Consider the following 13,717-nt stretch of genomic DNA (forward strand, 5'->3'; position numbering starts at 1 on the left):
CTCCACAGTAGACGTTCACGGGCGGCGCAGTCGATCGGCCAGTTCCTCGGCCACCACGTCGAAGGTGCGCGGCGGGCGTCCGGTCAGATCCCGCACGGCGGTGGTGACCACCTCCGCCTGCCCGGCTCGGTACGTGCCGTAGAGCTCCAACCGGGCGCGGACCGCCCACTCCGGCTGGCCCGCCGCCAGCATCGCCCGTTCCGCCTCCTCCGGCCGCACGTCGAGGTGCCGGATGGTCCGGCCGGCCACCTTGGAGAGGTGCTCGGCCATCTCGGCGTAGCTCAACGCGTGCGGGCCGGTCAGGTCGAAACGCGCCGCCTGGTCCTTCGGCGGCCAGATGAGCAGCCGCGCCGCGACCGCCGCGATGTCCCGGGCGTCGATCATGCTGACCCGGGCGTCGCCGGTGGGCATGACGATCGCGTCCCGCTCGGCGACGGTGCCCAGCCACTGCGCGGCGTTCTGGGCGAAGGCGTTGGGCCGCAGCACCACGTGCCGCAGCCCGGAATCGGCCAGCGCCCGGTCGCCACGCCCGTGCTGGCGCTGCACCAGCGCGTCGGCCGACTCGTCCGCGCCCAGCGAGGAGAGCTTGACGACATGCGTGACGCCGGCCCGCGCGGCCGCCTCCACCAGCGACACCTGCCACTCGTCCTGCTGCGGGCTGAACGGGGTGAGCAGGAACAGCCGCCGTACCCCGGCCAGCGCCGTCGGCATGGTCTGCGGCCGGCTGAGGTCGATCGGCACGGGGTCGCCGAGGCCGGCGACCGCGCCGAGCCGGACGGACCGGCCGCGGACCAGGAGCCGGGGCCGGAGGCCGGCGGCGGCGAGTTCCTTTACCAGCGCCTGGCCCACGGTCCCGGTCGCCCCGGTGAGCGCGATCATCGCGGCGACCCGCTGGTCGCCAGCGCCCGCTCACCCGCCCGCTCCAGTTCCACCGGCAGCCGGTTGTGCTGTGCCGCGTCGGCCAGCAGCTCACCCAGCACCGGCGCCAGCTTGAAGAGGTTGTGACCGGTCGAGGCCGTGACGCCGTCGGTGTGCCAGCCGCCGAAGGAGTCGCTGCCGGCGGGCAGCTTGCTCATCACGCAGACCCGCACCCCGACCGGTGTCGGCTCCAGGCCGGGCAATGCCCGCCGCACGTAGGCGCTGACCCGCCGGACGTGCTCGTCCATCGTGCGTCCGGCGGGCAGCGCTCCCTCGTCGGTGAGGGCTATGTCGACGCCGTCGCCGATGAGGCCGACGACGTACTGGCCGGTGCGGCCGATCGGCGAGCCGTACACCATCTCGCCGTTGGCGCCGGAGCGGTCGACCCAACACGGCAGCGGGCCGCCGATGGCCTCCGGGCGCACCTGGTAGTGCGGCCGGGCGTGCAGGGCGCAGTGCAGCGGTATCCGCAGGCCGACGCCGGAGGCCAGCTTGGGTGTGGCGGTGCCGGCGCAGATCACCACGTGCCGCGCGCGGTAGATGGCCTCGTGCGTCTGTATCTCGATGCCGCGCCCGTCACCGGGATCGGTCACGCAGTGCACGTCGGCCATCACCACCCGGCCGCGCGTCCACTCCGTCAGCGCCGCGATGGTGCGCCGCGCCCGGATGGCGCCCGCGCCGGGGTCCACCAGCAGCGGACCGTCGACCGGGCCGAGCGCGGCGAAGACCTCGCGGTGCCGGTCGGCGGAGACGAAGTGGTGCGGTACGCCCCGCCGGGCCAGCGCCGCCACGTCGGCCGGGCCCATGCCGGCGTAGACCGCGCCCTCGTCGCCGATCAGCCGGCGCCCGTACCGCTCCTCCCAGGAGCGGTACCGCTGCCGCGCGGCGACGGCGAGCGCGACCGTGTCCTCGTGGTCGTGCCGGTGGCGGAAGGTGCGGGTGAGACCGCCGGACTGGCCGCTGCCCGGCGGCCGGCCGTCGAAGCAGAGCACGTCGGCGCCGCGGCGCGTCAGGGCGTCGGTCGTGGCGAGCCCGAGCACGCCGGCCCCGATCACCGCCACGTCCAGCGGACGGCGAAGGTCCCCATTGGACGAACTCATCACTTCTCCAGGCAGAACTCGGTGATGGGGTGGCCGACGTGGCGGTCCTCGGCCGGCAGGTAGCCGAGCAGGCGGTCGCCGGGCTTGAGCTCGGTGCTGTTGAGCACGGTCCCGCCCGGCCCGAGCACCCGCACGTGCCAGTCGTCCTGGAGGATCAGGTTGACCACCGTCCCGTTCGGCGCGACCGCGTCGACGGAGAGCAACGGCCTCGACTCGATCTTCACGCGGCCCACCGTGACCTCGCGGGTCTCGCCCTTGACGTCGACGGCGAGCACCTTGCCGCCCGAGGTCAGCTCGCTGAGGTAGTTGGTGCGGCCGTTGGCGGAGAGGGTGTACGAGTGGATCGCACCGGCGTTGACCCGGAAAGGGCGGGTCGGCATGTACGGCAATGGGTGCGTCTCGCTCACGCACAGCACCATGCCCTTGGAGTGCGAGCCGACGAGCATCCCCTCGTCCGGGCGGAAGTGCGTGCAGGTGTCGACGCAGGCCCGCTCGCCCATGCCGACGTGCGTGGTCCGCACCACTTCGAGCTCCACGAGGTCGAGGTGCGGTGCCTTGGTCTCGGCGATCTGAGCCAGCTTGGTGGCCTGGCCGACGCCGGTGGGTGCGAGCAGCACGCCGTCCGAGCCGTGCTCCAGCACGCCGAACACGATCTCCGCCTCGGTGACGTCGGCGACCTGGGTGATCATGCTGCCGGTTGCCTTGGCGGCCGAGGCGATCACGATCTCCAGCGGGATCTTCGTGGGGTCGCGGAACTTCAGCAGGCAGAACGGGTCGGTGCGGGCGGCCGCGCAGGCGTCGTCGAGGGTGGCCGCGTCCACGATCTCGACGTAGCGGCCAAACCGGACGTCCGGGTGGCGCAGGCTCAGCTCGGCCGGCTCGCCGTGCTCCGCCGGGTCGACGATGACGATGTCCACCGTGGACAGGTCTTCGGGCAGCGCGCGGTGCTGTGGGAAGAGCACTTTGCGGACGGTCGGCGGCAGCGGTTCGAGGTCGGCCACGTCGTCGGCGAGTACGGCGTCGAGACGGTGGTGGATCGCCTCGGCTACGATCGCGGCCTTGGCCTCACCGGCGTCGCGGATGTCAATCCAGCAGAGTTTGTCCACAGTGGTCCTCCTGGGGGTGTCGTCGGTCAAGTCCGGTTTCCGGTCAGGTGCAGCTCCGGCTGGAGCGTGCGGGGAGATCCGGCGTGTACAAGGTCCGCCACTGCCCGGGCCCGGGCGCCCGGATCCGGTGCTTGAAAGACGTTGCGCCCCATCGCCAGCCCGGCGGCGCCGGCACGCATTACCTCGTCTACATAGGACAAAACGCTCTCGGTGTCGTCGCGCTTCGGCCCGCCGGCCACCACGACCGGGATCGGGCAGGATCGGATCACGAAGGCCATCTCCGCGACCGACCGCGTGTACGGCACCTTGACGATGTGGGCGCCGAGATCGGCGGCGAGCGAGGCGGCGTGGGCCACCAGCTCCGGATCGCGCGGGTCGGCGATGCGCGGGCCGCGCGGGTACATCATCGCCAGCAGCGGGACGCCCCACCGGTCGCAGCTGTCGGCGGTCCGGGCGAGGTCGGCGATCTGCCGCGCCTCCTCCCGCGACCCGAGGTTGACGTGCACGCTCACCGCGTCGGCACCCAGGCGCAGCGCGCAGTCGATGTCGGCCACGAGAAACTTGCCGTCCGGGTCGGGGGCGTGCTTCGTACTGGCGCTGAGGTGGACGATCAGCGCGATGTCGCGGAAGATGCCCGGGTCGATCTCGCGCACGCTGCCCCGGTGCAGCACGACGGTGTCCACCCCGTTGCCGGCGAGCTGGCGCACCAGCGCCGGCAGCCCGCCCGCCGGGGCGATGGGTCCGTCCGACACCGAGTGGTCGAGCGGGACGACGAGCAGGCGGTCGTCGCCGTGGCGAAAGAGCCGGTGCAGGCGGATCTGCGCACCGACCGCGAAGCTGACGGGCATGAGGGAGCCCCTTCCGATCACGCGGTGGTAAGGGACGAGGCGGGCTGCTCCCGGCCGTCCAGGTCGAAGTCCTTGTGCAACGCCATCGCGCCCTCGACGACCCGGTCCAGCGGCACGAGGGCCGACACCCGCATCTGCGTCGAGGAGAGCAGGCTGGTCGGGATGCCGCGGTCGGCCAGCACCGCGAGCAGGCGGGCGGTGTACTCGGGACGGTTGAACAAACCCATACCGACCAGGGAGAGCTTGCCGACGTCCTCCGCGACGTCGATGGCGTATCCGTGCGGCAGCCCGGCCTCACGGAGCGCCCGGTCAGCCACCGGCAGGTCGCTGCGGCGCACGGCGAAGCGCAGCTCCGCGGAACAGGACAGCATGTCGACCGGCACCGCCGTACGAGCGAGCGGGGTGAGCACGCATTCCGGGGTGACGCCCGGCGAGGAGCCGGCCGAGACCGTCACCTGGGCGACGTCGAGGTCGTGGGTCACCGCCACGACGAAACCTTCGTTCTCCATCATGTCCACCTTGGGGTCGGTGCGCCGCGCGGCGATGGTGGTGCCGGGCGCGGGCGACATCGAGTTGCGAACGAGGACGTCGAGCCGGCGGGTCGCGGCCAGCTCCACCGCCCGTGCGTGCATGACATGCGCGCCGGAGAAGGCCATCTCGGCCATCACGGCGGCGTCTACCTTGGACAGGACGCGGGCCGACGGCACGATCCGCGGATCGGCGCTGTAGATGCCGTCGACGTCCGTGTAGATCTCGCAGTTCTCGGCGCCGAGCGCCGCCGCGAGCGCGACGGCGGTGGTGTCCGACCCGCCACGGCCGAGGGTGAGGATGTCGCCGTCCGGGCTGACGCCCTGGTACCCGGCGACCACCACGACCGCGCCGGCGGCCAGGTGGGTCACGATCCGGGTGGGGCACACCTCGGTGATGAGCCCGGCGCCGTGCCGCCCGGAGGCGGTGATGCCGGCCTGCGCGCCGGTCAGGGAGACGGCCGCCAGCCCGCGGTCGAGCAGCGCCATCGCCATCAGCGCCGCGGCGGCGTTCTCCCCGGTCACCAGCAGCTGGTCCATCTCCCGCAGCGAGCGGGTCGCGCTGACGTTGGCGGCCTGCTGGATGAGCGCGTCCGTCGTGTCGCCCTGGGCGGAGACGACCACCACGGTCGGCCGCCCGGCGCGGTGGCTCGCCTCGGCGCGGGCCGCCGCGTGGCGCAGCTGAGCGGCGGTCGCCAGCGAGCTCCCGCCGAACTTCTGCACGGCAACATTCATGGTTCCACCCTCATTGGGATGACCGGTGTGAATCTCTAGGGATTGTTTTCGCGACACAGCACCGGGCGCTATCACGTGAATCCATGAGCTTGAGAAGCGTGACAAATCGGAGCCGGCGGCCACGTGAGACATCGCGCGGATACGCGATGTTCCGATGCGAAGGAGCGTGCAGCATCGCTCTGGAGGCGAAATCCCATTGCTATCAGTTGATGGAGCGAATGCGATGACCAACGCCGTCGGACCGAACTTCCTGACCCTTCAGGTACGCGATCTGGAGCGCTCCCGGCGCTTCTACGCGGACCTGCTCGGATTCAAGCAGGAGCCCGTCTCGAAGAACCCCAACGCGATCGTGTTCGAGACCACCCCGATCAAGCTGGCGCTGCGCCGCACGACCATCGACCTGGACTCGGTGAGCCAGCTCGGGTGGGGCGTCGTCATCTGGGTCCACGCGGAAGACCCGGACCGCCTGGCCAAGGACCTGGCCGAGCAGGACATCACGATCACCAAGCCGCCGTGCGACGGCTACTGCGGGCGCGAGTTCCAGTTCCGCGACCCGGACGGCTACGAGCTGACCATCTACGAGGGCTGAGGCCATGTCACCGGGCAGCGTCCTGAACGGAACCCTCACCCGGGCGGCCGCCGCAGTGCCGCTGACCGCCCGGATGCGGCTTCTCGGCGACCGGGAGCTGGGCGTGGGCAACTTCCTGGAACGCGTCCACCGGCTCAGCCGCAACACCGACCAGCCTTTCCTGTTCGCTCAGCGCCCGGGCCCGGACGGGCCGACCATCGAGCCGCTGAGCCTCGACCGGCTGGTCCAGATCCGCGACACCTATGCCGCGTGGTACCACGAAGCCGGCGTGCGCAAGGGCGACCCGGTCGCCGTGTACGTCGACGAGGGCGTGGACTCGTTCCTGCACTTCCTCGCGCTCACCTCGCTCGGGGCGGTCGCCGCGCTCGTCAACGGCCGGATGCCGATCGAGGTCGCGGCCGACTACATCCGCCGGGTCGGCGCGGTCGGGGTGATCGCCAGCCGGGACCGCCTCGCCCGGCTGGAAGCCGCCGCCCCGCTCGACGGGTTCCGGGTGGACCAGGCCAGCATGCCGGTCGACGCCGTCGGCCGGGACCGGCTGCCGGCGGTCTACCCGTACCCGCACGGCGACGACGACCCGGTGATGCTCTGCCACACGTCCGGCACGACCGGTGCGCCGAAGGCGGCGACCTTCGGCCACCGGCAGTTCTTCCTGGGCAAGCGGAAGCGCCTGTGGTCCTTTCCGCCGGCGCGGCGCAACCGGCTGCTCTCCGCCCTGCCGCATTCGCACTCCGCCGGCATCAGCTACCTGATGACCGCCACCCTGCTCGGCATGCCCATGCTGGTCATGGCGGACAGCAGCGGGCCGGCCGTGCACGCGGCGATGGACGAGTTCCGGCCCACGATGGTGGTGGCGTTCCCGCAGACGTACGCCGAACTGGCCGAGATGGACCTCGACCCGGCCGCCACCGGTGAGGTGCACACCTGGATCAACACCGGCGACTCGGCGCACGAGGCACACATCCGGGCGCTGATCCGGCACGGCCGGCGCGGCAACCGGCCGGGCTCGTCCTTCGTCGACGGACTCGGCTCCTCGGAGATGGGCATGGCCTTGTTCAAGAAGGTCAGCCAACCCGAGAGTGTCGACTATGGACGCTGCGTGGGCAGCCCCATCGGCGTGGTGCGAAAGGCGGCCGTGCTCGACGACGACGGGCGGCTGCTCGGCCCCGAGCAGGTGGGCCGGCTCGGCGTCCGGACACCCACCCGCACCCCCGGGTACTGGAACAACTCGGATCTGACCACCAAGTCCTCGCTCTCCGGCTACTGGCTGACCGGAGACGTGGTCTACCAGGACCGCAAGGGACGCTTCTACCACCTCGACCGGGTACCTGACGTGATCCACACCGCGGACGGACCGGTCTACAGCCTCCCCATGGAAGAGGCCATCCTCGTCGGCTGCCCGGTCATCGCGGACTGCGCGGTCGTCGCCGTGGCGGCGCCGGAGCCGGATCTGGGAGACGTGCCCTTCGCGACGGTGCGCCTCAAGCCCGGTGCGGCCGAGCCGCCGGACCTGCTCCGCGCGTTGAACACCGCCCTCGCGCGGCGCGACCTGCCCCAGATGCGCTACGCCATGATCGCTCGCGAGCCCGAGGACTTCCCCACCGGCCCCACGGGCAAGGTCCTCAAACGGCAGCTGCGAGAGCGCTTCGGCACCGTCCTGCGCCAACCGACGACCTCAACGGAGCTGACATGACACACGGCGATCTGCTCGGCCTACCGCACCACCCGGACAAGCCCGCGCCGGTGCGGATGTACGAGCTGCTGTACAGCTCGCTCGCCAGCCAGCTGTTGATCGCGGTGGCCGAGATCGGGGTCGCCGACGCGTTCGGCGACGAGGAGGAGTGCCACGTCGACGAGCTCGCCAAGCGCACCGGCAGCGACCCGCACGCCCTGTACCGCGCGCTCCGCGCGTTGGCCACGATCGGCGTCTTCACCGAGGTCCAGCCGCGCACGTTCGCGCTCACCCCGCTCGCCGCGACGCTGCGCGGCGACACCAAGGGCTCGATGCGGGACCTGGCCCGCTACGTCGGCCTGCCCGCCCGGCAAGGCGCCTTCAACTCGCTCGTCTACAGCCTGCGCACCGGCCGGCCCGCCTTCGACCACGTGCACGGCACCGACTGGTGGACCTACTTCGCCGCCCACCCCGAGCTTTCCGCGCTGTTCAACAAGGCCATGGGCTCCATGAACCTGATGGTCAACTCGGCCACACTGGAGGCGCACGACCTGTCCGGTGTACGCCGCCTGGTCGACGTCGGCGCGGGCAAGGGTCACCTCGTGGCGACGCTGCTGCACCGGTACCCGGAAATGACCGGCGTGGTCTTCGACCTGCCGCACGTGGTGGCGGAGGCGGCCGAGGTCCTGCTCGCCGAGGGCGTGGCCGACCGGGCCGAGTGCGTCGGCGGCGACTTCCTCGCCTCGGTGCCGCCCGGCGGCGACACCTACGTGCTGTCCTGGACCATCCACGACTGGAACGACGAGGACGCCACCACGATCCTGCGCAACATCCGCCGCGCCATGGGCGACGGCGGCCAGCTCATCGTCATCGACGAGGTGCTGCCGGAGGGCGACTCGGCGCACTTCGGCAAGTTCGAGGACATCGTCATGCTCGCCCTCCTCAAGGGTCAGGTGCGCACCGAGGCCGAGTTCGCCGCGCTGTTCGAGAACGCCGGGCTGCGGCTCAAGGAGGTCAGGGCCACCCAGGCCGCGACGAGCGTCATCGTGGCGGTACCGGCGTGACGAGGCACCTGTTCACGTCGGAGTCGGTGACCGAGGGCCACCCGGACAAGATCGCCGACCAGATCAGTGACGCCGTCCTCGACGCGATCCTGGCCCAGGACCCGCGCAGCCGGGTCGCCGTGGAAACCCTGATCACCACCGGCCAGGTACACGTGGCCGGCGAGCTGAGCACGGCGGCGAACGTGGACATCCCGGAGATCGTCCGAAAGACCATTTTGGACATCGGGTTCGACTCCTCGGCCAAGGGCTTCGACGGCGCCACATGTGGCATCTCGGTTTCCATCGGACGGCAGTCGCCGGACATCGCCAGCGGGGTGGACAACGCCCACGAGGCGCGGGTGGACGGTTCACTGGACGACTTCGACCACCAGGGCGCCGGCGACCAGGGGCTGATGTTCGGGTACGCCTGCGACGAGACGCCCGAGCTGATGCCGCTGCCGATCGCGCTGGCACACCGCCTCGCGTACCGGCTCGCCGACGTACGCCGCACCGGGCTCGTGCCGTACCTGCGGCCGGACGGCAAGACCCAGGTCACGGTCGAGTACGACGACGACCGCCCGGTGCGGCTGGACACCGTCGTCGTATCCACCCAGCACGCGCCGAGCATCGACCTGGAGTCGATGCTGGTCGAGGACATCCGCCAGCACGTCGTCGACCCGGTGCTCGCGACCGCTCCCCTGCCCACCGACGGGTACCGCCTGCTGGTCAACCCGACCGGCCGGTTCGAGATCGGCGGGCCGATGGGCGACACCGGGCTCACCGGCCGCAAGATAATCGTCGACACCTACGGCGGCAGCGCCCGGCACGGCGGCGGCGCGTTCTCCGGCAAGGATCCGTCCAAAGTAGACCGCTCGGCCGCGTACGCCCTGCGCTGGGTGGCCAAGCACGTGGTCGCGGCCGGCCTGGCCCGGCGCTGCGAGGTCCAGGCGGCCTACGCGATCGGCAAGGCGCGCCCGGTGAGCCTGATGGTGCAGGCCTTCGGCACCAACACCGTGCCACCGGACCACCTCGCCGCCGCGGTCGCCGACGTGTTCGACCTACGACCGGCGGCGATCGTCGCCGACCTCGACCTGCTCCGCCCGATATACCGCCGGACCGCGGCCTACGGGCACTTCGGCCGCCAACTGGCCGACTTCCCGTGGGAGAACGTCGACCGGGTGGAGAAACTCCGGCAGGCCGTATCCGCGCGAACGTGATCGTGAAGGATTCGGGCCGCCGGAGCGACCCGAATCCTTCACGCAAGTCGAGTCCCGGCCGTCCGCTGCCGGGTCCGTGAGACAAGCCCCACCCCGCGCCGCCCCCGCCCCAAAGGGCAGCCCTCTCGAGCGCGGACAGCGGACGGCCGGGGATCTCGGCTCGGTCTACGAGCCGCCGGCCGGGAGCGGTGCCCGCGGGAAAGCACCCCAAGAAAACGCTCCGCCGCGCTCCACGTTTCCCCGGGAACCCCGCGCATACGGTCCGCCGCTGACGCGGACCTGGGCAAGTATGCCTGGAAGCAACGCCACGACGAATGGCGACCTGACCCCGAAAGGTCTCCTAGGTGGCCTGCTGCCGGCGGGATCCGGGGTCTACCAGGGTCGGTCACCGATGCCGCTCGGGTGCGTTCGGCTGGACGCTGTAGGTGTCCAAGCTACCGCTATTGAAGGAAGGTCTTGTGGACACCGTTCATGACACGTTCAGCCGCCAAGGGCTCGTCCGGCCGCGAGAGGGCCGGATCCTCGGTGGTGTCTGTGCCGGGCTGGGACGGCGGTTCGGCTTCGAGCCGTGGACCGCTCGCCTGCTGTTCGTGCTGATCCTGTTCGTCATCCCGGGCAGCCAGATCCTGGTGTACCCGATCCTGTGGATCCTGATGCCGCCGCAGGTCGACCCGGTCGTTCCGGTCGGCACACCGTCGTCGACCGTCCCGGCCGCACCCGCTGTCTGAGGGCGAACGCGAGGTCCGATTGTCGCCAGACGGGCGGCGCGGGGCGCGCAAGCCTTGTGGGCATGAGCAGAGTTCTGGACGGCAAGGTCGCACTGGTGACCGGCGGCAGCCGGGGCATCGGCGCCGCGGTGGCGGTGCGGCTGGCCGAAGACGGCGCCGATGTGGCGCTCACCTATCAGTCCAACGCCGACCGGGCGGCCGCCGTGGTCGAGCGGATCGAAGCCGCCGGGCGTCGCGGCGTGGCTGTGCCGGCGGACAACGCCGACGCCGGCACGCTGGCCGCGGCGGTGGAGCGGGTAGCCGCGGAGTTCGGCCGGCTCGACGTCCTGGTGAACAACGCGGGCGTGTTCCAGGTCGCCCCGTTGCCGGACCTCGGGCTGGCGGACTTCGACCACACGATCGCGGTGAACGTGCGCGGGCCGTTCGTCGCGGCGCAGGCGGCGGCCGCGCACATGGGCGACGGCGGGCGGATCGTCACGATCGGCAGCAACGTGGCCGAGCGGGCGGTGTTTCCCGGCTTCGCGCTGTACTCGATGAGCAAGACCGCCCTGGTGGGCCTGACCAAGGGACTGGCCCGCGACCTCGGCGCGCGGGGCATCACCGCGAACCTCGTCAACCCGGGTCCGACCGACACCGACGCGAACCCGGCCGACGGCCCGAACGCCGACACGATCCGGAGCTTCACGGCCCTGGGCCGCTACGCCGAGCCGGCGGAGATCGCGGCCGCGGTCGCGTTCCTGGCCGGTGACGGCGGGCGGTACATGACCGGCGCGGTGATCAATGTGGACGGTGGCTTCACCGTCTGAGGCGGCCGAGCCACTCCTCGCCATGATGCGGGACGCGGCCGAGCGCCCCTCGGTACTCGTCGCTGGAGGCGCTGCACGGGTCCGTGCGCTGGATGGTCGAGCGCGGCCTGGCCGACGTCGGCGGCCAGGAATTCTGACGACGCCCACCAACCCCGAACGTAGGGTTGCGGCATGACGCACGTGCTCGACAATCCGGCGTGGGCAGCGCTCAACGGCCCGCAGGCGCACCTCGGCGAGGTGCGCGGGCAGGCCGCCCGCTACCACCCCGACGTCGCCGGGTTCGCCACCCTTCGCCCCGAGCCGGGCCCGCACGCCTGGGCGGAGCTCGCCCAGCTCGCCGGGCCGGGTGCCGAGGTGGCGCTGCCCGGGGTCACGGTCGATCCGCCGCCGGGCTGGGAGGTGATCTTCACCATGGCCGGCGTCCAGCTGGTCGATGTCGCGCTGCGCGCCGAGCCCGACGCCGAGGCGGTGACGCTCGGGCCGGCCGACGTGCCGGAGATGCTCGACCTGGTCGCCCGCACCGACCCCGGGCCGTTCCGCAAGCGCACGATCGAGCTCGGCACCTACCTCGGCATCCGCCGCGACGGGCGGCTCGTCGCCATGGCCGGCGAGCGGGTGCGCCCGCCGGGCTGGACCGAGATCAGCGCGGTCTGCACCGACCCGGCGTACCGCGGGCACGGGCTGGCCACCCGCCTCGTGCGCGCGATCGCCGCCGGCATCCGGGCCCGCGGCGAGACGCCGTTTCTGCACGCCGCGGCCAGCAACACCGGCGCCATCCGGCTCTACGAGCGCATCGGTTTCGCGCTGCGCCAGACGACGACCTTCCGCGCGGTCCGGATCCCGCCCTCGGCGTCTTGATGTCAGCAGATCCGCAGAAACCTGTCCAGCACCCGGACACCGAACTCGAGGCCGTCGACCGGCACCCGTTCGTCGACGCCGTGGAACAGGGCGGTGAAGTCGAGGCCGGCGGGCAGCCGCAGCGGCATGAACCCGAAGTGCCGGATGCCCATGCGGCTGAACGACTTGGCGTCGGTGCCGGCGGACAGCATGTAGGGCAGCACGTGCGCGCCGGGGTCCTCCGTGGCGATGGCCGCCGCCATCGCGTCGACAAGGTGGCCGTCGAAGGTCGTGGCGACCGGTGGCAGGCTGTCCCACTCCCGTTCGACGGCCGGGCCGAGGACCGATGCCAGCTCCGCCTCGAACGCCGCCTCCCGCCCTGGCAGCATCCGACCGTCCACAGTGGCGCGTGCGACCGAGGGCACGACGTTGGCCTTGTAGCCGGCCTCGAACACGGTCACGTTGGCGGTGTCGCGGAGGGCGGCGCCGATCATGCGGGACAGGTTGCCGAGTCGGGCCACCGCGGCATCCGGGTCGTCCGGATCGAAGGGCACGCCCGTGATCTCGGCGACGCCGGCGAGGAAGTCGCGTACCGGATCGGTGAGCACCACCGGAAACCGGTGCCGCTGGAGCCGGGCGACGGCCGCGGCGAGCGTGGCGATCGGGTTGTCGTCGTGGACCATCGAACCGTGGCCCGCGGTGCCGGTCACCTTGATGCGCAGCCACATGGCGCCCTTCTCCGCGGTCTGCACCAGGTAGGCGCGGGCCCGGTCGGCGACGGTGAACGAGAACCCGCCCACCTCCCCGATCGACTCGGTGGCCCCCTCGAACAGGTCGGGCCGGTTGTCGACGAGCCAGCGCGCCCCGGCGAACCCACCGGCCTCCTCGTCCGCGACGAACGCGAAGATAAGGTCGCGCGGCGGCACCACACCATCCCGCTTGAACCGCCGGGCGCACGCCAGCGCCATCGCGACCGCGCCCTTCATGTCGAGCGCCCCACGCCCCCAGACGAACCCGTCGCGTACCTCACCGGAGAACGGATGCACCGCCCACTCGGCGGCGTCGGCCGGCACCACGTCGAGGTGACCGTGCACGAGCAGGGCGCCGCGCCCCGGGTCGGCACCCTCCAGCCGGACCACCACGTTGCCCTTGCCGGGCGCGCCGGACTCCACATAGGTCGGTGTGTACCCGACCTCGGCGAGCTTTGCCGCCACGTACTCCGCCGCCACCCGCTCCCGACCGGCCGCGACCGTGTCGGCGTCGTTGGTGGTGTCGAGCCGGATCAGCTCACTCGTCAGCTCCACGACCTCGTCCGCCACCCACCCAATCTAGAGCCCTTCCGGAGTCGAGGTGGCTTCGACCACCGAATCCCTTATTTGGACAGAGATTCTGAGCTACCGCGACGTCCGTCGTGGTCCAGACCGCTGCTCCCGCGGCCTCACCCGTCCGCCGTTGGTCGCGCTCACCCTGCGCGCAACCGGCCGGGAGGAAAAGGGGGGCGGGGTGACGGGCTCGCGCCAGGCGGTGGTCGACGTTTGTCCACAATGTCCCCTTCTCGGATCGGCGATCCGGGAAAGCAACGGGGTTGTCG

Annotated in this window: 13 protein-coding genes; 7 read left to right on the forward strand and 6 right to left on the reverse strand. The window is 71.7% G+C overall.

Features of this window, described 5'->3' with window-relative positions:
- Positions 1-15: 15 nt before the first annotated feature.
- The 5 genes from AC5L36_RS08955 to AC5L36_RS08975 are packed head-to-tail and all read right to left on the reverse strand — an operon-like array spanning position 16 to position 5,234.
- Positions 16-879, reverse strand: a complete 864-nt coding sequence (locus tag AC5L36_RS08955) for an SDR family oxidoreductase (protein ID WP_441217131.1) — start codon at positions 877-879, stop codon at positions 16-18.
- Positions 876-2,018, reverse strand: a complete 1,143-nt coding sequence (locus AC5L36_RS08960) for an NAD(P)/FAD-dependent oxidoreductase (protein ID WP_441217132.1) — start codon at positions 2,016-2,018, stop codon at positions 876-878. The genes AC5L36_RS08955 and AC5L36_RS08960 overlap by 4 nt, the downstream gene beginning before the upstream one ends.
- Positions 2,018-3,124, reverse strand: coding sequence for a 3-dehydroquinate synthase II family protein (locus AC5L36_RS08965; protein WP_441217133.1), 1,107 nt, complete (start codon positions 3,122-3,124; stop codon positions 2,018-2,020). Before AC5L36_RS08965 ends, AC5L36_RS08960 begins: the two co-directional genes overlap by 1 nt.
- Before the next feature lie 26 nt (positions 3,125-3,150).
- Positions 3,151-3,972, reverse strand: a complete 822-nt coding sequence (locus AC5L36_RS08970) for a 2-amino-3,7-dideoxy-D-threo-hept-6-ulosonate synthase (RefSeq protein WP_441217134.1) — start codon at positions 3,970-3,972, stop codon at positions 3,151-3,153.
- A gap of 17 nt (positions 3,973-3,989) precedes the next feature.
- Positions 3,990-5,234: an aspartate kinase gene (locus AC5L36_RS08975; RefSeq protein WP_441217135.1), complete on the reverse strand. Its 1,245-nt coding sequence runs from the start codon at positions 5,232-5,234 to the stop codon at positions 3,990-3,992.
- A gap of 223 nt (positions 5,235-5,457) precedes the next feature.
- On the opposite strand from AC5L36_RS08975, the gene AC5L36_RS08980 reads away from it, so the two are divergent.
- The 7 genes from AC5L36_RS08980 to AC5L36_RS09010 all read left to right on the forward strand — a co-directional run bounded on the left by AC5L36_RS08980 (position 5,458) and on the right by AC5L36_RS09010 (position 12,147).
- The gene (locus AC5L36_RS08980) at positions 5,458-5,823 is read left to right on the forward strand and encodes a VOC family protein (protein WP_441217136.1); all 366 of its coding nucleotides are present in this window, start codon (positions 5,458-5,460) and stop codon (positions 5,821-5,823) included.
- A 4-nt stretch (positions 5,824-5,827) separates the two neighbouring features.
- On the forward strand, positions 5,828-7,516 hold the full coding sequence (locus AC5L36_RS08985) for a class I adenylate-forming enzyme family protein (protein ID WP_441217137.1): 1,689 nt from the start codon (positions 5,828-5,830) through the stop codon (positions 7,514-7,516).
- Positions 7,513-8,559 (forward strand): methyltransferase, encoded by a 1,047-nt coding sequence (locus tag AC5L36_RS08990; RefSeq protein WP_441217138.1) that lies wholly within the window; start codon positions 7,513-7,515, stop codon positions 8,557-8,559. Before AC5L36_RS08985 ends, AC5L36_RS08990 begins: the two co-directional genes overlap by 4 nt.
- The gene (gene metK, locus AC5L36_RS08995; protein WP_441217139.1) at positions 8,556-9,755 is read left to right on the forward strand and encodes a methionine adenosyltransferase; all 1,200 of its coding nucleotides are present in this window, start codon (positions 8,556-8,558) and stop codon (positions 9,753-9,755) included. Before AC5L36_RS08990 ends, metK begins: the two co-directional genes overlap by 4 nt.
- Positions 9,756-10,213: 458 nt before the next feature.
- Positions 10,214-10,483: a PspC domain-containing protein gene (locus AC5L36_RS09000; RefSeq protein WP_441217140.1), complete on the forward strand. Its 270-nt coding sequence runs from the start codon at positions 10,214-10,216 to the stop codon at positions 10,481-10,483.
- 62 nt (positions 10,484-10,545) lie between these two features.
- Positions 10,546-11,289 carry an SDR family NAD(P)-dependent oxidoreductase gene (locus AC5L36_RS09005; protein ID WP_441217141.1) on the forward strand — a complete coding sequence of 248 codons (744 nt, stop codon included), beginning with the start codon at positions 10,546-10,548 and terminating at the stop codon, positions 11,287-11,289.
- A 171-nt stretch (positions 11,290-11,460) separates the two neighbouring features.
- On the forward strand, positions 11,461-12,147 hold the full coding sequence (locus AC5L36_RS09010) for a GNAT family N-acetyltransferase (protein WP_441217142.1): 687 nt from the start codon (positions 11,461-11,463) through the stop codon (positions 12,145-12,147).
- Positions 12,148-12,149: 2 nt separating this feature from the next.
- On the opposite strand, the gene AC5L36_RS09015 is transcribed toward AC5L36_RS09010, so the two are convergent.
- A complete protein-coding gene (locus tag AC5L36_RS09015; RefSeq protein ID WP_441217171.1) occupies positions 12,150-13,454 on the reverse strand; it encodes a M20/M25/M40 family metallo-hydrolase in 1,305 nt (434 codons plus the stop codon).
- Between the last annotated feature and the right edge of the window lie 263 nt (positions 13,455-13,717).

The organism is Phytohabitans sp. LZ39 (assembly GCF_059359075.1).